Source organism: Mycobacteriales bacterium (assembly GCA_040902655.1).
GTDB lineage: Bacteria > Actinomycetota > Actinomycetes > Mycobacteriales > SCTD01 > SCTD01.
The window spans coordinates 22032-46545 of record JBBDWV010000014.1 but is presented as its reverse complement, the minus strand read 5'-3'; the positions used below and the strand labels follow the sequence as shown (position 1 = coordinate 46545).

Annotated in this window: 17 protein-coding genes and 1 pseudogene; 11 read left to right on the top strand and 7 right to left on the bottom strand. The window is 74.1% G+C overall.

Annotated elements, in window-relative coordinates:
* Positions 1-26 precede the first annotated feature (26 nt).
* Both WD794_03215 and WD794_03210 read left to right on the top strand, forming a co-directional pair.
* The gene (locus WD794_03215) at positions 27-2183 is read left to right on the top strand and encodes a hypothetical protein (GenBank protein ID MEX2289318.1); all 2157 of its coding nucleotides are present in this window, start codon (positions 27-29) and stop codon (positions 2181-2183) included.
* The gene (locus tag WD794_03210; protein MEX2289317.1) at positions 2180-3907 is read left to right on the top strand and encodes a hypothetical protein; all 1728 of its coding nucleotides are present in this window, start codon (positions 2180-2182) and stop codon (positions 3905-3907) included. Before WD794_03215 ends, WD794_03210 begins: the two co-directional genes overlap by 4 nt.
* 144 nt (positions 3908-4051) lie before the next feature.
* Here the strand turns inward: WD794_03210 and WD794_03205 are convergent, their stop codons facing one another.
* From WD794_03205 to WD794_03195, 3 genes are read right to left on the bottom strand one after another with little or no spacing between them, the layout of a single operon-like run.
* Positions 4052-4714 (bottom strand): acyltransferase, encoded by a 663-nt coding sequence (locus WD794_03205; protein MEX2289316.1) that lies wholly within the window; start codon positions 4712-4714, stop codon positions 4052-4054.
* A 5-nt stretch (positions 4715-4719) separates the two neighbouring features.
* Entirely contained in the window at positions 4720-5766 is a 1047-nt protein-coding gene (locus tag WD794_03200) for a glycosyltransferase family 2 protein (protein MEX2289315.1), read from the bottom strand.
* A 57-nt stretch (positions 5767-5823) separates the two neighbouring features.
* Positions 5824-6450, bottom strand: a complete 627-nt coding sequence (locus tag WD794_03195; protein ID MEX2289314.1) for a class I SAM-dependent methyltransferase — start codon at positions 6448-6450, stop codon at positions 5824-5826.
* Positions 6451-6482: 32 nt separating this feature from the next.
* On the opposite strand from WD794_03195, the gene WD794_03190 reads away from it, so the two are divergent.
* The 6 genes from WD794_03190 to WD794_03165 all read left to right on the top strand — a co-directional run bounded on the left by WD794_03190 (position 6483) and on the right by WD794_03165 (position 14421).
* Positions 6483-7469, top strand: a complete 987-nt coding sequence (locus tag WD794_03190; GenBank protein MEX2289313.1) for a lysylphosphatidylglycerol synthase domain-containing protein — start codon at positions 6483-6485, stop codon at positions 7467-7469.
* 69 nt (positions 7470-7538) lie between these two features.
* Positions 7539-10112 (top strand): SpoIID/LytB domain-containing protein, encoded by a 2574-nt coding sequence (locus WD794_03185; GenBank protein MEX2289312.1) that lies wholly within the window; start codon positions 7539-7541, stop codon positions 10110-10112.
* Positions 10109-11212, top strand: a complete 1104-nt coding sequence (locus WD794_03180) for a glycosyltransferase family 1 protein (GenBank protein ID MEX2289311.1) — start codon at positions 10109-10111, stop codon at positions 11210-11212. Before WD794_03185 ends, WD794_03180 begins: the two co-directional genes overlap by 4 nt.
* 44 nt (positions 11213-11256) lie before the next feature.
* Entirely contained in the window at positions 11257-12408 is a 1152-nt protein-coding gene (locus tag WD794_03175; protein ID MEX2289310.1) for a glycosyltransferase family 1 protein, read from the top strand.
* A 34-nt stretch (positions 12409-12442) separates the two neighbouring features.
* Positions 12443-13336 (top strand): glycosyltransferase family 2 protein, encoded by an 894-nt coding sequence (locus WD794_03170; protein MEX2289309.1) that lies wholly within the window; start codon positions 12443-12445, stop codon positions 13334-13336.
* Positions 13333-14421 carry a mannose-1-phosphate guanylyltransferase gene (locus tag WD794_03165; protein ID MEX2289308.1) on the top strand — a complete coding sequence of 363 codons (1089 nt, stop codon included), beginning with the start codon at positions 13333-13335 and terminating at the stop codon, positions 14419-14421. The genes WD794_03170 and WD794_03165 overlap by 4 nt, the downstream gene beginning before the upstream one ends.
* A gap of 82 nt (positions 14422-14503) precedes the next feature.
* On the opposite strand, the gene WD794_03160 is transcribed toward WD794_03165, so the two are convergent.
* Positions 14504-15139 carry a CoA transferase subunit B gene (locus WD794_03160; protein ID MEX2289307.1) on the bottom strand — a complete coding sequence of 212 codons (636 nt, stop codon included), beginning with the start codon at positions 15137-15139 and terminating at the stop codon, positions 14504-14506.
* A 65-nt stretch (positions 15140-15204) separates the two neighbouring features.
* A pseudogene (locus WD794_03155) lies at positions 15205-15945 on the bottom strand (CoA transferase subunit A).
* Between the two features lie 98 nt (positions 15946-16043).
* On the opposite strand from WD794_03155, the gene WD794_03150 reads away from it, so the two are divergent.
* Positions 16044-16259: a hypothetical protein gene (locus WD794_03150; GenBank protein MEX2289306.1), complete on the top strand. Its 216-nt coding sequence runs from the start codon at positions 16044-16046 to the stop codon at positions 16257-16259.
* Here WD794_03150 and WD794_03145 read toward each other — a convergent pair.
* Together WD794_03145 and cofD are read right to left on the bottom strand one after the other, a co-directional pair.
* Positions 16241-17539: a coenzyme F420-0:L-glutamate ligase gene (locus WD794_03145; protein MEX2289305.1), complete on the bottom strand. Its 1299-nt coding sequence runs from the start codon at positions 17537-17539 to the stop codon at positions 16241-16243. The two genes, WD794_03150 and WD794_03145, sit on opposite strands and share 19 nt — an antisense overlap.
* Positions 17532-18473, bottom strand: a complete 942-nt coding sequence (gene cofD, locus WD794_03140; protein ID MEX2289304.1) for a 2-phospho-L-lactate transferase — start codon at positions 18471-18473, stop codon at positions 17532-17534. The genes WD794_03145 and cofD overlap by 8 nt, the downstream gene beginning before the upstream one ends.
* A 181-nt stretch (positions 18474-18654) precedes the next feature.
* On the opposite strand from cofD, the gene WD794_03135 reads away from it, so the two are divergent.
* Together WD794_03135 and WD794_03130 are read left to right on the top strand one after the other, a co-directional pair.
* A complete protein-coding gene (locus tag WD794_03135; protein MEX2289303.1) occupies positions 18655-21147 on the top strand; it encodes a bifunctional FO biosynthesis protein CofGH in 2493 nt (830 codons plus the stop codon).
* Positions 21148-21205: 58 nt separating this feature from the next.
* On the top strand, positions 21206-24514 hold a 3309-nt coding region (locus WD794_03130), incomplete at its 3' end, for a hypothetical protein (GenBank protein MEX2289302.1).

Genomic DNA, 24514 nt, shown 5'->3' with positions numbered 1-24514 from the left:
CGGCGCGGCCCACGTAGGCTCGCCGGATGACCTCGACGGTGGAGGGTGCTGCCACCTCGCGCGCGCTGCACGAAGGTCCCGCCGTCCCCGTCGAGCGGGTGAGGCTCACCTGGCTGGACCTGCTGGCGGGTGGTGCGCTGCTGGTCGTCGCCGTCGTGGCCTGGGCCTCGCTGGTGCTGGCGCACGTGGGGGCGCACTCCGTCCCGGCGGTCGCTGCGGTGTCGCTGGTCGTCCTGGCGGTGGTCGCAGCGGCGGCTGCCCCGCTCGCCCGCCGCAACGACCGGGCCCGTCGACCTGATCCGGCCCGGCGCCTTGACCCGGCCCGGCGCACGCAGCCCGCGCTCCGTCGCGACCTGCCGGGGGTCGCGGTGGCCCTCGGCTGTGCCGTCCTCGCCGCCTGGCTGACCTTCCCCGGCTTCTCCTACGGCGTGGCCGACAAGGATCCCGGCGGTTACGTCTCGCACGCCGTCGCGATCGCGCAGAACGGCGACTACTCCTTCGTCGACCCGCTGCTGGCCGCCGCGGCCGACGACCCGACCTTCCCGGTCCAGCTCACCTCGCCGGGAGCGCGGTTTCCGGGCATCTGGGTGCGGGAGGCCTCGACCGGCACGATCGTTCCGCAGTTCTACCACCTGTGGCCGGCCCTGCTGGCGACCTCGTACGCCGTCGCCGGCCAGGCGGGGCTGCTCGCCACGGTGCCCCTGGCCGGGGTGCTGTCGGTGCTCGCCCTGGTCGCGCTCGTCCGCCGCGTGGGTGATCGGTTGCTCGGCGCGACAGGGGGTCTGGTCGCTGCGGGGGCGGCCGGGGTGCTGCTCGCCACCAACATGCTGCAGGTCTGGCAGTCGCGCTATCCGACCACGGAGGTCTTCGCCCAGGCGCTCTACCTCGGCGCCCTGCTCGGCATCGTGGTCGCGCTGCAGACGGGGTGGCGTCCGGCTGCCGGCTTCGCCGGTCTGCTGGTCGGCGTCGGCTGGCTCAACCGCGCCGACGGCCTGCTGCTCGTGCTGCTCTCGGTCGGGCTCGGCGCCGCGTTGCTCGCGACCCGCCGGTGGGACACGCGGGCGACCTGGTTCGCCGCCGGTCTGGGGGTGGTCGCGCCGCATGCGCTCGTGCAGGCGTACGACCTGGGCCTGAACTACTCCAACGCCAACGACATCCCGCCGCTGTGGCAGGTCGCCGCCGTGACCGTCGCCTGCTTCGGTCTCGCGCTGCTGCTCCGACTGCTGCCCCTGCACCGGGTGGCCGACTCGCTGACCCAGCGCCGGGTGCAGCTGGTCCTCGGCCTGCTCGTGCTGGCCGGCGCCGCGGTGCTGATGGTGCTGGGCTACCTGCGGCCGCGGCTCTTCGGGGAGGACTTCCTCGACTACAACGGCCGGCAGATCCGGTCGTACGACGAGCAGATCCTGGCGCGGCTCACCTGGTTCTTCAGCCTGCCCGGCTTCGCGCTGATGCTGGCCGGCCTCGCCGTCGCCGCGCTGCGCCGATGGAGTGCCGCCGCCTGGACCGTCGTGCTGCCGACGCTTCTGCTGTTCGCCGTCTACGGCTACACGGCCAAGAACTCGACCCGGCTGCTGTGGTGGACCCGGCGCTACGTCCCGACGGTGCTGCCGGGCATCGTGATCCTGATCGCGCTGGCGATCGCCTTCTTCGTCGTCTGGCGCTTCCGCGGAAAGCTGGTCACAGCGGTGCCGGCGGTGCTGGCCCTCGTCGGCCTGACGACCTTCTTCCTGTCGCAGTCGCTGCCGCTGCGAGCCCACGACGAGTGGCGGGGCTCGTTCGAGATCAGCGGGCAGATCGCCGCGCTGTCGGGTGACCGTGACGGCATCTACCTCTGGGAGCTCGACCAGGGCTGCTGCGCCGGGCCCACCCGGCTGTTCGCCACGCCGGTGTGGCTGCAGCACGGCCAGCTGTCCGGCCTGCTCGCGGGCAACGCGGCGATGAAGGCGGACGGGAACGCCCGCCGGACGGTGCTCCAGCGCACGGCCGAACGCTTCCCCGACCGGCCGCTGTTCGTCGTTGCCGACAACGGCGAGCTGCCCGACGGCATCGACCCGGCCTCCGTCGAGCCGGTACTGGATCTCGAGACGACCCTCCCGATGTGGGAGGAGAGCGATCTCGAACGCCCGGACGAGGCCCGGGAGATCCCGGTGCACGTCTCGGTGTGGCACGTCCGCGGGACGTGACCTCCCGCCTGCTCGCACCGCTGACCTACCTGGCCCTCGCGGTGCTCGGCCACCTGCCCGCCTTCCGCTCGTTGAGCACCATGACGCAGTGCGCCTGCGAGGACGCGCCGCAGACCGACTGGTACCTCGGCTGGACCCCGTACGCCGTCTCGCAGGGGATGTCGCCGTGGTTCAGCCGGCACCTGGTGGCCCCTGAGGGGGTCAACCTGATGTGGAACACGCTGCTGCCGCTGCCCGGGCTGCTGGCCGCGCCGGTGACGCTGACCGCCGGCGTCCTCGCCTCCCACACGCTGCTCGCCGTGCTCGCCTTCGCCGGCTCGGCCACCTCGATGTGGTGGGTCGCCGGGCGGTTCGCGCCGTGGCCGTGGGCGCGGTTCGCGGCCGGCCTGCTCTACGGCTTCTCGCCCTATCTCGTCGCGCAGGGCACCGGCCACCTCAACCTGTCCCTGGTCCTGCTGCCGCCGCTGGTGCTGCTGCTGGCGTACGAGATCTACCTGCGGCAGCGGCTGCGCGCCGTCGTGGCCGGCGGACTGCTCGCCCTGGTCGCCTTCGCGCAGCTGATGACCACGCTGGAGGTGCTGGCCTCCACCCTCGTCGTGTCGGTCGCCGGCACGGTCGTGCTCGCGGTGCAGCAGCGCCGGCACCTGACGCGGGGCCGGCTGCGGCACGCCGCGGTGGGTCTGGGCACCGCCGCCGGGCTGCTCACGGCGCTGGCGGCCTGGCCGCTGTGGGTGCAGTTCTTCGGCCCGCGGCGGGTGACCGAGCCGGTGCAGGACGCCTCGCCGTACGCCGCCGACCTGCTCGGCATCGTGGTCCCGACGGTCCACCAGCTGCTCGGCACCGACGCGACCCTCACCTGGGGCGGCAACGACAGCGAGAACGGCAGCTACCTCGGGCTACCGCTGCTGGTCGTGCTCGTCTCGCTGGCCTGGCGCCTCCGGTCGGTCGCCGTGGTCCGCTTCGCGGCCGTCCTCGGCGTCGTCGCATGGGTGCTGTCGCTGGGCGAGCGGTTGCACGTCGCCGGCACCCCGACGTCGGTGCCGATGCCGTACGCCGTGGTCGCGCACCTGCCGGTGCTGCACAACATGGCGGCCGTTCGCTTCAGCCTGTACGTCGTGCTGTGCGCGGCGCTGGTCCTGGCCGTCGGGCTGGACCGGCTGCACGCGAGCGGCCGGCTGCGGCCCGCGGTCACGCTGCCGGTGGTGGCGCTGTGCGTGCTGCCGCTGCTGCCGGACTGGCCGTACTCCTACCAGCGCGCGGACCCGCCGGCCTACTTCACGACGGGCGCGGTCAAGCGGGTCCCGGAGGGCTCGCTGGCGCTGACCTATCCCGTGCCGCGGTTCCCGCAGAGCGCGCCGATGCTCTGGCAGGTGCAGGCGGGCTACCGCTACCGCTCCGTCGGCGGCTATGTCATCACGCCCAGGGAGGACGGCTCCGGCACCTTCACCGGCGGCGTCACCGCCTGGGAGCGGGTCGTCGGGCAGGCGCCCTCGGGTCGGCTGGGCGAGGTCGAGCCGCAGGTCGTGGCGGCGCTGCTGCTCGAGATGGAGCGGCTGGGAGCCGAGTCGGTCCTGGTTGCGGACGTGGCGGGTGCGGAGGCGGTCGCGCGGGTCGTCGAGCAGGTGCTCGGCCGCGCCCCGGACGAGGTCACCGGCGGCGTCAGCGCCTGGTACGACGTGCAGCCCCGCGAGCGCCGCGTCGAGCTCGGCCTGGCGTCCGCGTAGGGAGGACCCCTTCCCTTGCGTCCTGCTCAGCGGAGCCCTGTAGGCGGGGCCCAGCAGGACGCAAGCGCTGGGCACCCTTCCTTGCGTCCTGCTCAGAGGAGCCCTGTGGGCGGGGCCCAGCAGGACGCAAGCGCTAGGTCTGCGCTAGCTCCAGCTGTCGGCGCGGCCGATCACCTTCGCGGGCAGCCCGCCGACGACCGCGCCCGCGGGGACGTCCCTGGTCACGACGGCCCCCGCGGCGACGACCGCGCCGTCGCCGATGGTGACGCCCTTGAGCACGACCGCCCGGGTGCCCACCCAGACCCGGTCGCCGATGGTGATCGGGGCGGCCGACGGCTGCTCGACCCCGTCGACCGTGATCGCGTGGAAGTCGTTGTCGAGCAGCTGCACGTCCCACGAGAACGTGCAGAACTCCCCGATGGTGATGCCCTGCGCGCACAGGATCTTCGTACCGACGCCGTTGACATTCGTGCCGTGGCCGATCGTCAGCCGGCCGCCGTCGACGACCACACGCACCCCGCGCTGCAGCGACACGATCCCCTCGCAGTGCAGGGACGCGCCCGCCCGCACCCGCACGATCGAGGTGTCGTGCCTGCTGGACAGCCCGAAGGAGCCGAGGCCGATCCGGAGCGCGCCACCCTCCCGGACGGCGATGCGCTCCGCGCCGTCCAGCACCGTCTTCGAGCCGATCCAGATGCGCCGCCTGCGGTGCCGCAGGCCGCTGTAGAAGGCCCGCGCGCTGGTCTCCCGAGCGCCGTGCAGCGACGTCATCGCGCGCTTGTAGGTGTGGTAGTCGCTGCCCGCCACGGGCGTCAGCCCACCCGGCGGGTCGCCGGTGCTTTCCGGCCCGGCACCCGGCGCGTGGACCCGGTGACGGGGCGTTCGGCCACGGCGACCGGCGCCGGGCTGCTCGGGTCGAGCTGTCCGAACCGCATCTTCTTGGTGTGCTCGAGCTGGTCCTCGATGAGCGCCCGGTTGGTCCGAAGCAGGTCGCCGAGGATCCCGACGATGACGCTCATGAAGCTCATCACCAGCAGGATCGTGCCGACCAGCAGGGACTGCAGGTGGTTGCCCTCGTCGCCGATCGCCTTGAGGATCCCGTAGCGCACGAACGGGATGAGGCCGAGCACGCCGAGCAGCGCGGCGAAGAAGCTGAAGATGACGTACGGCTTGTACATGACATAGGCGCGCATGATCGCGCCGGCCGACTTCAGGACGTGCTCGTAGGTGTTGTTGAACAGCCGCGACTCGCGCGTCTTCGGATTGGTCGTGACCGCGACGCTCTCGATCGCCAGCTTCTTGTTGCCGGCCTGGATGATCGTCTCCATGCAGTAGCTGAACCGTGTGATCGTGTTCAGCAGCATCAGCGAGTCGCGCGAGTAGGCGCGAAAGCCGCTGGCCGCGTCCGGCAGCTCGGTGCCGGCGGCCTTGTTGACGATCCGGCTGCCGAGCTTCTGCAGCACCTTCTTCGGGCCGGAGAAGTGCTCGACCAGGTCGACCTGCCGGTCGGCGATGACGATGTCGGCCCGGCCGGCAAGGATCGGCTGCACCAGGTCGGTGATGCGCTCCTGCGGGTACTGGTTGTCGCCGTCGGTGTTGACGACGATGTCGGCGCCCAGCTCGAGCGCGCGCTGCACGCCGTCGTGGAAGGAGCGCCCGAGGCCGCGGTTGCGGGCGTGCCGTACGAAGTGCGTGACACCGTGCTCCTGCGCGACCTCGACGGTGCGGTCGGTGGAGCCGTCATCGATGATCAGCACGAGGATATCGTCGATCCCGGGGATCGACGTCGGAATCGTCGACAGGACAGCGGGGAGGGTCTCCTCCTCGTTCAGGCAGGGGACCTGGACCACAAGACGCACAGCTCGACCTCATCACTCGGGAACGGCCGATGCTACCGACGCCGACCCCGCCGCCCGTCAGACCTTGGTGGCCCAGACGATGGTCCAGGGGTAGGGCGAGGCCACCTCGCGGACCGTCGCGCACTGCGAGACGAAACGCTGGAAGCCGGCGCCGGTCCAGTGGTTGAGGTGGCCGGGGGTGTTGCCCAGGTCCTTGACGTAGCGCCCGGTCAACAGGTTGGAGCCGCGGAAGAACGGCTCGTGCGGGACCGACAGCAGCAGGTGCCGGGAGGTCACCCGGGCCAGCTCGCGCAGCCCGGCGTCGGGGTCCTGCAGGTGCTCGAGCACCTCGACGCACACCACCAGGTCGAACTGCTCGTCCCGGAACGGCAGCCGCTCGGCGTCGCCGTGCAGGTAGTGCGGGCCGGGACGCGAGCGCCACTCCTGGCGCAGCCCGGCGTCGGGCAGGTCCAGCCCGACGCAGGTGCCGAAGCGTTCCTTCATCTTCAGGCTGATCACACCCTCACCGGCGCCCACCTCGAGCGGGTTGGTGGCCGCCCGGGCATCGGCGGCGATGTGTCCCACCATCGTGTCGAGCCGGGCGACGAAGCGCTCGGTGAGCCACTTGATCGCCGGGTTCTTGGCCGTGTACTTCTTGGTGTGGTTGCCGATCACCACACCGGGCGTCTCGGGCGCTGCAGTCATGTGGCGAGGCTAGCGCCGCCTAACCTGACCTGGTGAGACCGCCCGCCTGGCTCGGCCGCGCCGTCCGGACCGGCTTCCTGGCCCTGGCACTGCTGCTGCTGGTCCTGGCCCTGCGCGACAACGGGAGCGAGGCACTCGCCGCGGTCCGCGACGTCGGCATCGCCAGCGCCCTGGCCTCCCTCGCCGCCGCCCTCCTGGGGCTGCTCGCCAGCGCCATGGTGTGGCGCGCCCTGCTGGCCGACCTCGGCACGAGCCTGCCGCTGCGGCCGGCGCTGCATGTCTTCTTCCTCGGCCAACTCGGCAAGTACGTCCCGGGCAGTGTGTTCGCGATCGCCGCGCAGATGGAGCTGGGCCGCTCCCAGGGCGCCCCCCGCAGCCGCGTCGGGACGGCGAGCCTGCTGTTCATGGGGGTGCTGGTCGCGGCCGGCCTGCTCACGGCGGCGCTCGCCCTGCCGCTGACCAGCCCCGACGCGCTGCGCGACTTCGCCTGGGTGCTGCTCGTGCTGCCGCTCGCCCTGCTCGTGCTGCACCCGCCGGTGCTCTCCCGGCTGGTCGATCTGCTGCTGCGCGTCCTGCGCCGCGACCCGCTCGAGCGGCCCCTGTCGCGTCGGGGCGTCGGTGCCGCGACCGGCTGGGCGCTGGTCATGTGGGCGGCGTACGGCGTGCACCTGTGGCTGCTGGTCCGGCCCCAGGACACCCAGGGCCGCGCGGACCTGCTGCTGCTCAGCCTCGGCGCCTACGCGCTCGCCTGGACGGCCGGGTTCCTGTTCGTCGTGGCGCCGGCCGGTGCCGGCGTGCGCGAGGTCGCGCTCGTCGCCGGGCTGGCTCCGGTGCTGGACCGGCCCGCGGCGCTGGCGGTCGCCGTCCTGAGCCGGGTGCTGATGACCCTCGGCGACCTGCTCTGGGGAGCGGCCGGGGCCGGGCTCACACCGCGGTCGCGGAAGCAGCCTGGCCCGGGTGGGGCTGTAGTGACTACTGTGATCCCCGTTCAGCAGCTGGGGAAGGCTGCCGACGACTGACAGGGCTGCCGACGACTGACAGGTACGCCGACGACTGACAGGTACGGCACCGACTCCGGAGACGACCCGATGCGCCGCGCTTCCGCCCTTCCCTCCGCCTCCCGGCGGCGGTACGCCTGGACCGCCCTGGCCGGCCTGCTCGCCGGCTCGGTGCTGGTCGTCGGCACGGCGGCGCCCGCTGCCGCCGAGGAGGTCGCCGAGCGGCCGGCCGACGGCGTCTTCGCGATCGAGGGCCACGGGTGGGGGCACGGCCGCGGCATGAGTCAGTGGGGTGCCCAGGGCGCCGCGAGCCAGGGGGTCTCCGCCGAGACGATCGTCAGCACCTACTACCCGGGCACCACGCGCAGCGTGCTCGCGCCCGCGCCGATCCGGGTCCTGCTGCAGGGCGACGAGGGCCGGGACCTGCAGGTCCACCCGGCCGGCGGCCTGACGGTCACCGACGTCTCCACCGGAACCGCGCAGGAGCTGCCCGACGGACCGAGCCGCTGGCGCGTGACCGTCGACAGCGCCGGCCTGCACGTGCAGTCGCTGACCGGATCGACCTGGTCGCCGTACACCCTCGGTGGCGGCACCACGCACCGCGGGCCGATCCGCTTCGGCGGCCCGACCTTCGTACGCGTCGACTTCCCGAACGGCACCAGCCGCGACTACCGCGGCGCCGTGCAGGCGGTGCAGACGGCGACCACCACGCTGGCCAGCGTGGTGGTCCTGCCCCTGGAGGACTACCTGCTGGGGGTGGTCCCTCGTGAGGCGCCCTCCTCCTGGAAGCCGGCTGCACTCCAGGCCCAGTCGATCGCCGCCCGTTCCTACTCGGCCAACAAGCGCGCGCGCGTCGCCGGCGCCGGCCACTGGGACATCTGTGACACCACGCAGTGCCAGGTCTTCGGCGGCAGCCGGCTCCACACGGCCGGCGGCACCACCGAGCTCGAGCCGGCGTCGACGAGCGAGGCCGTACGGGCCACCGCGGGCGTCGTCCGGACGTACGGCGGCACGCCGATCTTCGCGGAGTTCAGCAGCTCGAACGGCGGCTGGTCGACGACCGGCGACTTCCCCTACCTGCGGGCCCAGCGCGACGACTGGGACGGCGCGGTCCCCAACTCGGTGCACGCCTGGAAGGCCTCGCTGCACGCGACCGACCTCGAACGCCGCTTCCCGGCGGTCGGCACGCTGAAGCGGATCCGGGTGACCGCCCGCGACGGCAACGGCGCGTGGGGCGGCCGGGTCACCAAGGTCACGCTCGAGGGCGTCAGCAGCACCGGCGCGGCCACGTCGGTCAGCACCACCGGCGCCGGCGTCTACAACGCGCGGACCTGGCCGGCCAACAGCGACGGCCTCAAGTCCTCCTGGTGGCGCGTGGTGGTGGCCGAGACCGGGAGTTCGGTGACCGCGCAGTCGTCGGCGCCGATCCTGGTGCGGCCGCCCGGCGTCTCCACCGGGACGCTGACCACCGGCCTGCGCAACACCGGGGCGACGGCCTGGCCGGTGGACGGGCTGCACCTGGCCGTGGCCTCGCCGCCGGGCGAGGCCGACCCGCTGGCCGGCGGCTCCACCCGCCCGGGTGGCTACGTCCGCAACGCCACCCGGCCGGGAGCGACGACGGTCGAGCCGGGGGAGACGGCGGACTTCGCCGTCCGCCTCGACGCGGCAGGTGTGGCGGCCGGCACGCACGGTCGGGCCTACCGGCTGCGCATCGGCGACGGCCCGGTCTTCGGGGCGACCGTCGCCTGGAGCATCCCCGTGCAGGACGCGGTGCTGACCGCGGCCTACGCGGCGCTGCCGGTGGCCGCTCCGGGCGCCGGTCCGGCGACGACCGGCGGCCCGTCCCCGGTCTTCCCCGACGGCCGGACCGTCGTCGTGCCGCGGACGGGCTCGACCACGGTCCGCGTGCAGCTCACCGACACCGGCAACGTCGCCTGGCCGGCCGGCGACTCCTCACCGGTGCTGCTCGGCACCTCTCTGCCGCGCAACCGGGCCAGCACGGCAGCCGGCCCGGGCTGGCTCAGCCCGAGCCGGGCGGTCCGGCTCCGTTCCGGCAGCGGCGCGGTGGCTCCGGGGGAGTCCGGCACCTTCGACGTCCCCCTGCACGGCGCCGGCCGCCCGGTGGGCATCACCGCCGAGGGCTTCGAGCCGCTCTGGTCCGGCTTCGGCTGGCTCGAGGGTGCGGCCCGCACCCTCAACGTCGTCCGGGTGGACCCGGCCGTGCCGCGCCTGGCCATGCTGCACGCCGGGCCGCCCGGGAGCCTCACCCTGGACAGCGGCGACACCGGCACGACCACCCTCGTCGTGCGGCTGCGCAACCTGGGCGGCGCGGCCTGGCCGGTCGGCAGCGAGCGGCTGGGCACCGCCGGCGACGCGCCGTACGCCCTCGCCACCTCCGCGTGGGCGTCCCCGAGCCGCCCGCCCGCCCTCTCGCTGAACGCGAACCGTCCGGGCACCAGCGCGGTGCATCCCGGCGAGATCGGCGAGTGGCGGATCCCGCTGTCGGCGAAGGGCAGGGCCGCGGGCAGCTACCGGCTGGCCCTGCAGGCCGTGTCCGGCACCGGCCGGTACGGGCCGCAGCTGGTCACCGACGTGACGGTCACGGGTACGGCCGAGCGCCGCCGGCCGGTCTTCAAGGGGTCGGGGCCGCGGTACGTCGGATGAGGCTCGCCGTCGTCCTCGAGCAGTGCCTGGCGCCGGTGCCCGGCGGGACCGGCCGCTACAGCCGCGAGGTCGCCGCGGCGCTCGCCCGCAGCGCCGGCCCCGACGACGAGCTGACCGGTGTCGTCGCCTGGCACCGCTCCACCACAGCCGCCCGCATCGACGGCGTACGCGGCCCGGTGCGGTTGCCGCTGCCGCGGCGCGGGCTGGTCGCCGCGTGGGAGCACGGGCTCGGCCCGCGGGTGCGGGCGGAGGTCGTGCTCGCCCCCACGCCGCTGTTCCCGCCCGGAGGTGGAGCGCCGTGCGTGGTCGTGGTGCACGACGCGGTGCCGTGGACCCATCCGGAGACGCTCACCCCGCGGGGGGGCGCCTGGCACCGCGCGCAGGTCGAGCGGGCCGGCCGCGAGGCAGCTCTCGTGGTGGTGCCGACGCGGGCCGTCGCCGACGAGCTGCGCCGGCACGTGGGGCTGCGTGAGCTTCTCGTGGTCGGTGAGGGCGTCAGCGCAGACCTCGCGCTGCCCGCGGACGCCGCGGCCCGGGCGCTCCGGCTGGGGCTGCCCGACTCCTACCTGCTCACCGTCGCCACCCTCGAGCCACGCAAGGGGCTGGACCTGCTGCTCGCGGCGCTCGCCGACCCGGCTGCCCCCGCGCTGCCGCTGCTCTGCGTCGGCCAGCCGGGCTGGGGCGGGCTCGACCCGGCAGCGTTGGCCGCGGCTGCCGGGCTGACCCCGGACCGGGTACGGGTGCTCGGCCGGCTGCCGGACGCGGATCTCGCGGTCGTGCTCGACCGGGCGGTCGCGCTGGTCGTGCCGAGCCGCGCGGAGGGCTTCGGGCTGCCGTTGCTCGAGGCGATGGCCGCCGGGACACCGGTGGTGACCAGCGACGCCCCCGCGCTGGTGGAGGTGGGTGGCGGTGCCGCTCGGGTCAGCCGGCTCGAGCCGGCCGCGCTGGCCGTCACGCTCCGGGAGGTGTCCGGGGACGCCGGACTGCGCGCGCGGATGGCGCAGCAGGGACGGGCGCGCGCCCTCGCGTACTCCTGGGACGCCGCAGCCGGGTCGCTGTGGTCGGCGCTGCGCGGCCTCGCGCCGCGCCGATCGGCGTAGGCTCGCCCGCGCCATCCGACCATCCTCACGAGAGGAGCCGACGCGTGACCGCCGGCAGCACAGGACCGAGCGGTCCCCGCGTCCTGATCGACGCCACTGCCGTCCCGGCAGACCGCGGCGGCGTCGGCCGCTACGTCGACGGCCTCATCTCGGCGCTCGCCGCCGGCGGGGCCGACCTGGCGCTGGTCTGCCAGCGCTCGGACGCCGAGCGCTACAGCCGGATGGCGCCCGCCGCGATCGTGGTGCCCGGCCCGGCCGCCATCGCGCACCGACCGGCCCGGCTGGCCTGGGAGCAGACCGGCCTGCCGATGGTCGCCCAACAGGTCTCCGCCCAGGTCGTCCACGCGCCGCACTACACGATGCCGCTGCGCTCGGGCCGGCCGGTCGTCGTCACCGTCCACGACGTGACGTTCTTCACCGAGCCCGCCATGCACAGCACCGTCAAGGGCACCTTCTTCCGGTCGGCCACCCGCACCGCGCTGCGCCGCGCAGCCCGCGTCGTCACCCCGAGCAAGGCCACCCGCGACGAGCTCGTCCGGGTGCTGGACGCGGACGCGACCAGGATCGAGGTGGCCTACCACGGGGTGGACCAGCAGACCTTCCGGGTGCCTACGGACGCCGAGAAGAGCCGTGTGCAGGCACGGCTGGGACTGGCCGGTCACTCCTACATCGCTTTTCTGGGCATGCTCGAGCCGCGCAAGAACGTTCCGGGGCTGATCCGCGGCTGGGTGCGGGCCTGCGAGGGGCGCGAGTTCCCGCCGGCGCTCGTGCTGGCCGGCGGATCGGGCTGGGACGACACGATCGACGGCACCATCGCCGAGGTGCCCTCCCACCTGCGGGTGCTGCGCCCGGGTTACCTGCGCTTCAGCGACCTGCCCGGGTTCCTCGGTGGCGCGCTGCTGGTCGCCTATCCCAGCCACGGCGAGGGTTTCGGTCTGCCGGTGCTCGAGGCGATGGCCTGTGGCGCAGCCGTGCTCACCACCGACCGGCTCTCGCTGCCCGAGGTCGGCGGGGACGCGGTGGCCTACACCGAGCCGGACCCCGCCGCGATCGCCGCCGCCCTGGACGCGCTGCTCCGCGACCCCGAGCGGCGGAAGCGGCTCGGGGTGGCCGGACACGCGAGATCGCTGGAGTTCACCTGGACGGCCAGCGCCGAGGCGCACATGGCGGCATACGTCCGCGCACTCGAGTCGTGAGCCTGCTCCTGCGAGTCGTGAGCCTGTTCCTCCGGTGAGCGGGGCGCCCCTCCGCCTGGTGGTCGTCACCTACTCCCCGGGCGAGTCGCTCGCCCCCTTCCTGCGCTCCCTCGCCACGGCGACCACCGGCCCGTACGACGTGGTGCTCGCCGACAACGGCAGCACCGACGGCGTGCCGCAGGCCGCGGTGGGGCCCGGGGTGCGGCTGCTGCCGACCGGCGGGAATGTCGGCTACGGGCGGGCCGCCAACCTGGGTGCCTCCGGCTTCGACGGGGAGTGGCTGGTCGTCGCGAACCCCGACATCCAGTGGTCCCCCGGCGCGCTGGACGCGCTGCTCGAGGCGGCGGGACGCTGGCCCCGCGCCGGCTGCCTCGGCCCGGCGATCCGCACCCCCGACGGCCGGCTCTACCCCTCCGCCCGGGCCTTCCCCTCCCTCGGTCGCGGCATCGGCCATGCGGTGTTCGGCTGGATGTGGCCGACCAACCCGTGGACCCGCTCCTACCGGGCCGAGGCCGGTTCCCCGGTCGAGGGGCCGACGGGCTGGCTGTCCGGCTCCTGCATGCTGCTGCGCCGCGAGGCCTTCGAAGCCGTGGCCGGCTTCGATCCCTCGTACTTCATGTACTGCGAGGACATGGACCTGTGCCGCCGGCTCGGCGAGGCCGGCTGGGCGAGCGTCTACGTGCCGGAGGCCGTCATCACCCACCAGGGTGGGCACGCGACCTCGCGGGTCGCCGGGCCGATGCTGCGCGAGCACCACCGGGCGCTCTACCGCTACCTGGCACGGCAGTACTCCGGTCCCCGCTGGGCGCCGGTGCGGGTGCTGCTGGGGGCGGGGCTGCTGCTGCGCTACCTGCTGGCGGCGCGGGTGCGGTCGCTGGGCGAGGGTGCGGCGCCGACCCGCTCGGCCGACGTGCTGGAGGAGTCGTGAGGCACGCCCTGATCCTGGCCGGCGGCTCCGGCACCCGGCTCTGGCCGTACTCCACCGCGGCGCTGCCCAAGCAGCTCGTGCCGCTGCTGCAGGGCCGGTCGCTGCTCGACATCGCCGTCCGGCGCGCGACCTCCGTGGTGCCGCCGTCCCGGGTGTGGCTCGGCGCGGGGGAGCAGCTGCGGGCGGCGGTCTCGCAGGTCGAGGGGCTGCAGGCCGACCGGCTGGTCGTCGAGCCGTCCGGCCGCGACACCCTGCCGGCCGTCGCCCTGGGCTGCGCGGTGATCGCAGCGGCGGATCCCTCCGCGGTCGTCGCGGTGCTGACCGCCGATCACCTCATCGAGCCGCTGGACTCCTTCGCGGCCACCCTCGATGCCGCCTTCGCGCTGGCCGAGGCCCGCGCCGACGCGCTCGTGACCTTCGGTGTCGTGCCGGACTCCGCGGCGACCGGCTTCGGTTATCTCGAGCTGGGTGATCCGCTGGCCGACGGCGGCCACGTCGTGTCGTGCTTCAGGGAGAAGCCGACCCTGTCGGTGGCGTCGGACTTCCTGGCCGCCGGCCCGTCCCGGTACCTCTGGAACAGCGGGATGTTCGTCTGGCAGGCGGCCACGCTGCTGCGCGCGGTGGACGCCTTCGTCCCGCAGTCCGCGCCGGTGCTGCGCGAGATGGGTCTGGCCTACGGCACGTCCGCGTGGGACGACCTGGCCCGCGACGCGTGGCCGTCGCTGGCCAAGCTCTCCATCGACTACGGCGTGCTGGAGCCCGCGTCGACCGCGCCGGACTTCACCGTCGCCGCGCTCCCGCTGGCTGCCCGCTGGCTCGACGTCGGGTCCTGGCCGGCCTACGGCCAGGCGGTCGGGGCGGACGAGGACGGCAACATGGTCGGCGCCGCACGGGCGGTGCTGCACGCCTCGCGCGGCAATGTCGTCGCCTCCTCCGAGCCGGACCACCTGGTGACGCTGGTGGGCTGCGAGGGACTGGTCGTGGTGCACACACCGAGTGCGACGCTGGTCATGCCGGCCGCGGACGCCCAGCGGGTCAAGGAGCTGCACGCGCGGGTGGTCGAGGTCGCGCCCGAGCTGGCCTGAGCCCGAAGCAAGATCTTCGGAACATCCACAGGATTCTGGCCCTGTGGATGTTCCGAAGATCTTGGTCTCGTGCGCGGCAGGGCTACAGCGCGATCACCAGCTCCGGTTCGGTGGCGGCCCGCACGTCGTCGACGCTCACACCCGGCGCGGTCTCCCGGAGCACCAGCCCGAGCGGTTCGACATCGATCACGGCGAGATCGGTGAGAATGCGCTGCACGCAGCGCAGCCCGGTCAGCGGCAGCGAGCACTCGCGCACGATCTTGTGGCCGCCGCCCTCGGCGGTGTGCTCCATCATCACCAGGACCCGCTTGGCGCCGTGGACCAGGTCCATCGCGCCGGCCATCCCCGTGACGCTCTTTCCCGGGATCATCCAGTTCGCCAGGTCGCCGCGCTGCGAGACCTGCATCGCTCCGAGCACCGCCACGTCGACATGGCCGCCGCGGATCATCGAGAAGGAGGTGGCGGAGTCGAAGTACGAGGCTCCGGGCAGGACCGTCACCGTCTCCTTGCCGGCGTTGATCAGGTCGGGATCAACGGCCCACTCGGCCGGATACGGCCCGACCCCCAGCACACCGTTCTCGGACTGCAGGACGACGTGGACGCCGACCGGTAGGTGGTTCGGCACCAGGGTCGGCAGGCCGGTCCCGAGGTTGACGTAGCAGCCGTCGGTCAGCTCCTGTGCCACCCGGGCGGCCAGCTCGGCGCGGCTGAGCGCCATCAGGCCACCTTCTCCGTCGACAGCTCGTCGCCGCCGCCGGCCAGCACGACGGGCTCGCGGGTCGCGCGTACCGTCCGCTTCTCGATCCGCTTCTCGACGTCGGCATGGTGGACCACGCGCTGCACGAAGATGCCCGGCGTGTGCACCGCCATCGGGTCGATCTCCCCGGGCTCGAGCAGCTCCTCGACCTCGGCGATCGTGATCCGGCCGGCCGCCGCGCAGAGCGGATTGAAGTTCTGCGCCGCCTTCTCGTAGACCAGGTTGCCGTGCCGGTCGCCGTAGCGCGCGTGCACCAGCGCGAAGTCGGTGCGGATCGCGCGCTCCAGGACGTACGGGACTCCGTCGAACTCACGTACCTCCTTGGGCTCGCTGGCCAGCGCGATGCCGCCCGCACCGTCGTAGCGCAGCGGCAGGCCGCCTTCGGCCACCTGCGTTCCCACGCCGGCCGGGGTGAAGAACGCCGGGATGCCGGCGCCACCGGCGCGCAACCGCTCGGCCAGCGTCCCCTGCGGGACCAGCTCGACCTCGAGCTCACCGGCCAGGAACTGCCGCTCGAACTCCTCGTTCTCCCCTACGTAGGAGCCGGTCGTGCGCCGGATCCGCTTGGCAGCCAGCAACATCCCCAGGCCCCACTGGTCCACGCCACAGTTGTTGCTCACCGTCTCCAACCGGTCCACCCCGGCGGCCAGCAGCGCCTCGATGAGGGCGGTGGGGATGCCGCACAGACCGAAGCCGCCGACGGCGAGGGACGAGCCGCTCGGCACGTCCGCGACGGCCTCGGCGGCGCTGCCGGCGACCTTGTCCACGCCTGTGCTCCCTCGTCCGGCTCCGGGAACGGACCATAGCGGCACCGACCATGGCGGCAGACTCGCGCCCTGACTGCCCCACCTGAGAGGATCCGCGCATGCCGCAGAAGTCTTTCGACGACGTCCCTCTCCGCCGGGCGATGACGGGCTACCTGGAGGCGGCGGAGGCCTTCGACCAGGCGTCGCAGGTGGGTGCTGAAGCCCGCACGCTGCTGGACCTGGCCGAGGCCAAGGCGGTGGCCGGCATGCAGCTGCGCAAGCGGCTGGTGGAGCTGGGCTGGTCCGAGCCGGAGGCTCAGCGCACGACGACGTAGTCGCCGGGGTCGCGGGGTGGCCGCTGCGCCGCCGGTCCGGCGGCGTGCCCGACGGCGACGGCGCCGGCCGGCTCCCAGGCCGGCTCGAGGTCGAGGGTCTCGCGCACCACGTCCGGGCAGAACAGCGTGCTGCCGACCCACGCGCTGCCCAGGCCCTCGGCGGCCAGCTGGACCAGCAGGTTCTCGACGGCGGCTCCCATGGACAGCAGGAACATGCGCTCCTCCGCGCGGGCCCGGCGCTCGTCGGGGTAGTCGTGCGCGCCGGTCCGGACCAGGCACGGCACGACGAGGTACGGCGCCTCCCGCAGCACGTCCCCACGTCGCAGCCGGCGGGTGACGGCGTCGGTGGGGAAGCCGTCCGCGTGCAGGTCGCGCTCCCACTGCGCGGCCATCGCGTCCAGCAGCGCGTCCCGGCGCTGCTCGACCAGCACGAACCGCCACGGCGTCGCGTGGTGCGGCGCGGGTGCGGTGACGGCTGCCGCGACCGCGCGCAGGACGGCTTCGCGCTCCACCGGGTGGTCGGCGAAGTCGCGGACGGTGCGCCGCAGTGCGACCGTCGCCCGCTGCGCCTCCACCGTCCCCAGCCGGAACCAGTCCTCGTGCGCGGGCCTGACCAGTGCCGCCGCACCACGTCCGTCGTCCGGCAGCACCAGGCCGCGGACCACCGCGACCGGCACGCCGTCGGCCTTGCCCTTCACCAGTTCCGCGGCGGCCGCCAGCTCATCGGCGACGGCGATCTCGGTGACCTGCAGCACCTCGCCGTAGGAGTCGGTCGTGCCGCGGGCGTCGTGGACCGGTGCCAACCCGGCGGCCCCGATGGCCTGGTCGACCTGGCCGGTCCGCCAGGCGCGGCCCATCGTGTCGGAGACGACGACGGCCACCGCACGGCCGGTGAGCTCCCGCAGCCGGTCTCTGAGTCTGCGCGCGCTGACGTCGGGATCGACCGGCAGCAGGGCGATCTCGTCCTGACGCACGTTGCTGGCGTCGACGCCGGCGGCCGCGAGCACCAGGCCGTTGCGGTTCTCCGCGATCACGGTGGTGCCGCGCCGGGCCACCTCCCGGACCGTTTCCTGCTGCACCGCGTCCAGCCGGACGGCCTCCCGGTCCGCACCGGCCGGCACCCGGACGAGGCGCCCCTCGGCCTTGCTGAGCAGCTTGCTGGTGACCACGACGACGTCGTCGTCCTGCAGGTCGACGGCTGCAGCCAGCAGCGCCGCCACGTCGTCCCCGGGCCGCACCTCCGGCAGCCCCTCGACGCCGAGGACCTGGTAGCTAGCCACCAGCCAGGTCCAGCGCCGCGCGGGCCATGGCAGCGGTCGCGTCGAGGTCGGTCATCAGCAGCGGTACGGCGCGCACCTGCACGCCGGGCACGCTCGCGCCGGCGTCCGCGGTGTCGACCAGCCAGCCGTCGAGCAGGCCGCCCTGCGACCGGTCGCCGTAGTGGCAGCCCACCGCCTCGGCGCTGGTGCGGACACCGATCGCGGCCAGGCATGCGTCGGCCATGCCCCGTACAGGCGCACCGCCGATGACCGGCGAGACGCCGACGACGGTCCTGGTCCGGAGCGCATCGCGGACACCGGGGACCTGCAGCACGGTGCCGATGCTGACGACCGGGTTGCTGGGCGGGAGCACGACGACGTCGGCCGCGGCGATCGCCTCGAGCACGCCGGGACCCGGCGCGGCCTGCTCCGCGCCGACCGCCACGATGGCCGTGGCCGGGAGGGCCGCGCGGTGCCTGACCCACCACTCCTGGAAGTGGATCACGCGGTCCCCGCCGTCGAGCTGCACCCGGACGTGCGTCTCGACGCGGTCGTCGCTCATCGGCAGCAGCGTCGCCCGCGGCTGCCACCGTGCGCACAGCGCCTGCGTCACCTGCGAGAGCGGGTAGCCGGCGTCGAGCATCTGCCGCCGGACGAGGTGGGTGGCCAGGTCCCGGTCGCCGAGCCCGAACCACGCGGTCGGCACGCCGTACGCCTCGAGCTCGTCCTTGGCACGGAAGCTCTCGTCCTGCCGGCCCCAGCCGCGCTCCTGGTCGATGCCGCCGCCGAGGGTGTACATCACGGTGTCGAGGTCGGGGCAGATCCGCAGCCCGTAGAGGGTGATGTCGTCGCCGGTGTTGACGACGACGGTGAGCTCCGCGTCCGGTTCGGCGGCCTGCAGGCCGCGCAGGAAGCGCGCGCCGCCGATGCCGCCGGCGAGGGCGACGATCCTCATCCGCGGTAGGTCCCGCCGTCGCGGCCGGCCCGGTCGGCGAGCAGGCCCGCGACGGTGGAGACGGCGATGTCGGTGTGGTCGTGGGGCATGGCCGCCAGTCTGCCTGCACGGTGCCGGGGACAGGGCGGAGCCTCGGGCCGCCCGTTCGTCCGGACAGCCGGGTCGTACGTAAGGTCGACCCATGGACTCGCGCATGCGTCGCGCACTTGCGCGGGCCCGGGACGGCAAGGCCGTCGACGTCGCCGAGGCGACGGTGCTCATGGCGGCCCGCGGGGAGGCCCTGGAGCGGCTGCTCGAGGTCGCGGGAGGCGTCCGCGACGCCGGCCTGGTCGACGCCGGCCGGCCGGGCGTCATCACCTACTCCCGCAAGGTCTTCATCCCCCTCACCCGGCTGTGCCGCGACCGCTGTCACTACTGCACCTTCGCGACCGTGCCCGGCCGGCTGCCGGCACCGTTCCTCAGCCTCGACGAGGTCGTGCACCTCGCCCGGGCCGGTGCGGCGCTGGGCTGCAAGGAGGCACTGTTCACCCTCGGCGACCGTCCCGAGGACCGCTGGCAGGCCGCAGGGGACTGGCTCGAGGCAGCCGGCTACGACAGCACCCTCGCCTACCTGCGGGCCTGCGCGATCGCGGTCCTGGAGGAGACCGGCCTGCTGCCGCACCTCAACCCCGGCGTCCTGACGTGGCCCGAGCTGCAGCGGCTCAAGCCGGTGGCCCCGTCGATGGGCATGATGCTCGAGACGACCGCCGAGCTCCCCGCCCACGCCGGCAGCCCGGACAAGGTCCCGGCGACCCGGCTGCGTGTCCTGGAGGATGCGGGCCGGCATGCCGTCCCCTTCACCACCGGCCTTCTCGTCGGGATCGGCGAGTCCTACCGGGACCGGGCCGAGACCGTCCTCGCGATCCGCGCCGCACATCGCCGGCACGGTCACGTCCAGGAGGTGATCGTCCAGAACTTCCGCGCCAAGGACGACACCGCCATGAGGGCGACTCCGGATGCGGACCTGGAAGAGCACCTGGCCGCCGTCGCCGTCACCCGGATCCTCATGGGTCCGCGGATGCGGGTGCAGGCGCCGCCGAACCTCGTCGACCCGGACGGGACGGCGCTGCTGCTGCGGGCCGGGGTCGACGACTGGGGCGGCATCAGCCCGCTCACACCCGACCACGTCAATCCGGAGCGGCCGTGGCCGCAGATCGAGGCGCTCTCGCAGCTGGCCGCCGACAACGGATTCGTGCTGCGGGAGCGGCTGGCCGCCCACCCGTCCTATCTCGCCGAGCCGTGGCTCGATCCCCGCCTCGCCGCCCACGTGGCCGCCCTGTCCGGTCCGGACGGCCTGGCGAACGACGTGCTGCCCGAGGGCCTGTGCTGGCAGGAGCCGGACGGTGGCCCGGCCTCGACCGGGCGCACCGACCTGCACGCGACCGTCGACACCACAGGGCGTTCCGCGGACCGGCGCACCGACTTCGACGACGTCTACGGCAACTGGGACGCCGTACGGCAGGCCGTCCCGGCGCAGGTCCCGCGGCTCGACAGCGACGTGGCCGCGGCCCTCCGCGTCGCGCGGGACCGGCCGGCCGGCCTCACCTCGCAGCAGGCACTCGCGCTCGTCACCGCCGCGGGCGCCGATCTGGAGGCCGTCTGCGCGCTGGCCGACGACGTGCGCCGGGACACGGTGGGCGACGACGTCACCTACGTGGTGAACCGGAACATCAACTTCACCAATGTCTGCTACACCGGCTGCCGCTTCTGCGCGTTCGCGCAGCGGCGCACCGATGCCGATGCCTACTCGCTGTCGCTGGAGGAGGTGGCGCAGCGTGCGGTGGAGGGGTGGGACGCGGGGGCGACGGAGGTCTGCATGCAGGGCGGCATCGACCCTCGGCTGCCGGGGTCGGCCTACCTGGATCTCGCGCGTGCGGTGAAGGCAGCGGCGCCCGGCCTGCACCTGCACGCCTACAGCCCGATGGAGGTCGTCAACGGCGCGGCCCGGATGTCGCTGTCGATCCGGGACTTCCTCTGTGCAGCAAGGGATGCCGGCGTGGACAGCCTGCCTGGCACGGCGGCGGAGATCCTCGACGACGACGTGCGCTGGGTGCTGACCAAGGGCAAGCTGCCGACCGCGCAGTGGGTCGAGGTGGTGACCACCGCGCACCGGCTGGGCATCCCGACGACGAGCACGATGATGTACGGCCACGTCGACCAGCCGCACCACTGGGTGGCGCACCTCCATCTGCTCGCCCGGATGCAGGGCGAGAGCGGTGGTTTCACCGAGTTCGTCCCCTTGCCGTTCGTGCACACCTCGGCGCCCCTCTACCTCGCCGGTGTCGCCCGGCCGGGCCCCACCGTCCGGGACAACCGGGCGGTGCACGCGGTGGCGCGGCTGCTGCTGCACGGGCGGATCGACCACGTGCAGTGCTCCTGGGTGAAGCTCGGCCCGGAGCAGTGCCGCGCCGTGCTCGCCGGGGGCGTCGACGACCTGGGCGGAACCCTGATGGAGGAGACGATCAGCCGCATGGCCGGCTCCTCCTACGGCTCCCGCAGATCGGTGGCGGACCTCGACGCGCTGGCCATCGCCGCGGGGCGGACACCACGCCAGCGCACGACGACCTACCAGGACGTGCCGCGGGAGCGGCACGACGCCGCCCGCACGGAGCGGGTCGTTCTTCCGCTTGTCTGACCCGCGAGAATGCCTTCCACCACTACGCTGCGCACACATCGAGCCTGGGAGTGGAGTCGTGAGCACCGCTGATTACCCCGACGCGCTGACGCGCCGGATCGAGCAGTTGGCGGCGGCCTCCAGCGACGAGCCGGACGGCGAGGGCGCCGCGGTCGCTGCGCTCGTGGGTGCGTTGCGCGCCGAGATCGGTTCTGTACGAGCCGAACTCGGATCGTTGCGTTCGGAGACGGGAGCTGTCCGGAGCGACCTGGACGGGCTGGGTGGCCGGCTGACCGGGTCGGTTGCGGCGAGCCGCAGCGAAACCGGCACCCTCGTGCGGAGAGTCGCCGAGCTCGCCGCCCGCCTCGACGGCGTCGGCGGCCGCGTCGACGACATCCGCAACGGCCTGCCGAGCCTGTCCCGCGAGCTTCGTGAAGGGCTCGAGCAGGTACCCGCCCGCACCGGCCAGCGCATCGACGAGCTGACCGACCGGCTGTTCGCTGCCGTGGGCGAGCGGGTGGACGGGGTCGCGGAGCAGATCCACGACACCGTCACCTCGGGGCTGGCCCGGGGTGCCGAGACCGCTGCTGCCGGCCGGACCGCCCTCGAGGAGGCCCGGGGCGCGCTCGAGGCCCGGCTGGCCGTCCTCGAGGACACCCTCGACGGGCTGAGCGAGCGGCTCGAGGCCCTCGCACGCGAAGGCGCGAGCACCACCACCGAGCGGCTGGAGGCCCTGGCGACGGGGGTGCGCGACCTCGACCGGCGCATCGCTGACGAGGGGCGCGACTCTGCCGAGCTGCTGGTCGGTCGGCTCCGGGACGTGACCGAGACACGACTGTCCGAGCTCGAGACGACGCTTTTCGACCGGTTGTCGGACGTGCTGCGGGTGCGCAACGACGAGCTGCGCCGGGACGTTCTCGGCGCCCTCGAGGCGGTCCGCGGTGAGGCAGCCCAGAACCGCACGGCCGTCACGGAACTCGAGGCCTCGGTCCGGGACACGCTCGACGGTCTCGCGTCCCGGTTCGACCGGTCGATGGCCGAGCTGGGGGATTCGGTCTCCACAGCCGTCTCGGCGGGGCGTGAAGACGGTCGCGTCCAGGTGGAGACCCTCGCGGAGCAGCTGTCCGGGACGCTCGCCGCGCTACGGACGGAACTCCTCACCCGCGACGACGTCGCGGCCGGCCGGCTGGCCGGGCTCCGGACGTCGGTCGAGGACAGGATCGAGGCGGTCCGCGCCCAGGTGACGAACGCGATGACGGTCCTGCGCAGCGACGTCGCCACCGAGATCGGCACCCTCACCCCACGGGTCGAGGAGCTGGCGGTGGCGGGTAACGCCACGAGCGACTCGCTGCGCGCCCTGCGCAACGACGTGCTGACGACGGTCGAGGAGCTGCGCGACAGCATCCTCGCCACGACCAGGGATGCCACCGAGGTCCTGCGCGGCGCGATGAACGAGACGCGCAGCGAGGTGGCCGAGATCACCCGCGCGCTGCGGCAGGAGCTGCTGGGGCACATCGACGAGCAGTACGGCGACGTGGCCGGCCGGCTGGGCGCACTGGCCGCCGAGGTCACCGGGGCGGCAACGGCGACGCAGGCCTCCGGTGAGCGGCTGGCCGCGCTGTCGGCGCTCACGGAGGAGACGCGTCGCACGCTCGACGAGCTGCGCGAGGCGGTCGCCGGCTCGACGGAGGCGCTGCGGACCGACCTGGTCGCCCGCGCGGACGAGCAGCTGGCGGGGATGGGCGAGCGCTTCGACGTGCTCCGTACCGCCGTCGAGGAGCGGGTCGAAGCGCTCGGGACCACGGTCGACGGCGGCCTGGAGGGCTTCAGCGGCCGGATCGACCAGCTCGGCGGGACCGTCACCGGGAGCAAGGACAGCACCCGCGAGGCCGGGGAGCGGCTGCTGGCGCTGGCTGACCTCGTGCGCGCGCAGCGCGCGGAGCTCGAGGAGCTGCTGGACGTCGTGCGTGACGACGTCGTCGAGGCCGCCCGCGACCTGCGCAAGGAGCTGGTGACCCGCAGCGCCGAGCAGGTCGCCTCGCTGGTGGACCGGCTGACGGTTCTCGACACGACGGTCGACGAGCGCGCTGCCGACGTGGTCGACCGGCTCACGGCTCTGGACGACAGCGTGGGCAAGACGCTCGCGGCGACGGGTCTGGCGACCGGGGAGCTGGCCGAGCTCACCGAGGCGAGCGAGTCGCTGCAGGAGACCGTGGCCGGCTTCCGGTCGGAGTGGCCGACGCGCACCTTCGAGGTCGTCCAGGGCGCCAAGGCGGTCGCCGAGGGCGTCGTCCGGGACGTCCGCGACGAGGTGGAGGCTCAGCTCCACCGGGTGCGCGGGGAGCTGGTGCGGGCCACCGGCGAGGTGGCGGCGGCCCGGGACGGACTGGACAGCGGCACCGACCGCCTGTCGCGCGCAGGCAAGGTGCTCGTGGCCTACCTCGAGCAGCGGGACCTCTTGCTGGAGGCCGAACGCGACCGCGTCCTGCACGAGGTGCTCGACTCCTTCGCCGCGGGCCTGTCGAGCAAGGACCGCACCGCTCTCGCCGGCCGGGTCACCGACGCCGTCGCCCGCCGCCGCGACGCGCGCGACGCCGAGCGGTACCGCAGCGCCGTGGGCGAGCCGACGTCACCGGTCGTGGACGTGCCCGCAGACCTGAACCGGCTGGTCGCGGACGACCGGGCCGCCGCGACGGCCGCGCGCCAGGCTCGGCTCCGGCGCGAGGAGGCGGCCCACCCGCCCGCAGCGCCGCCGCCCACTCGCGGCTCGCTGAGCACACCGGTCGCGCCGGCCAAGCGTCCCGCCAAGGCCGTGGTCGCCGCACCCGGCAGGCGCGGCCCCGCCACACCGGCGACGGCCCCGGTCAAGAAGCCCACGAGCAGCCCGGCCAAGGCCGTACCGGCCAAGCCCGCAGCCAAGCGGGCGCAGCCGGCCAAGAAGGCCGCAGCCAAGAAGGGAACGAACAGAGGCGGTACGCCGACCGCCACGCGTGGCGCATCCGACGACGGCGGCACCGGAGCCGCGGGTGCCGCCCGGAAGGCGCCCGCTTCCTCCGGCACGAAGGCGGAGCGGCGGGGACGGCTCGACATCATGCCGGAGGTACCGAGCGTGCAGGTGGCGCTCGACGCGGCGGCGCCGCCGGGGAAGCAGCCGGCGTCGGCCGGGCCGCCCGCGCCGAAGCAGGAGAGGGCGGCAGAACCCACGCCGGCCAAGTCCCAACCGGCCGAGCCTCAGCGCGCCGAAACCAAGCCGACGGGCCGGAGCGTGTGGCGGCCGACGCCCAAGCAGGGCAGCGGCCCCGCAGCCGGTGTCGACGGTCCGGCGGCGAAGGCCGAGCCGACCACCGTCGAGCCGACCACCGTCGAGCCGACCACCGTCGAGCCGACC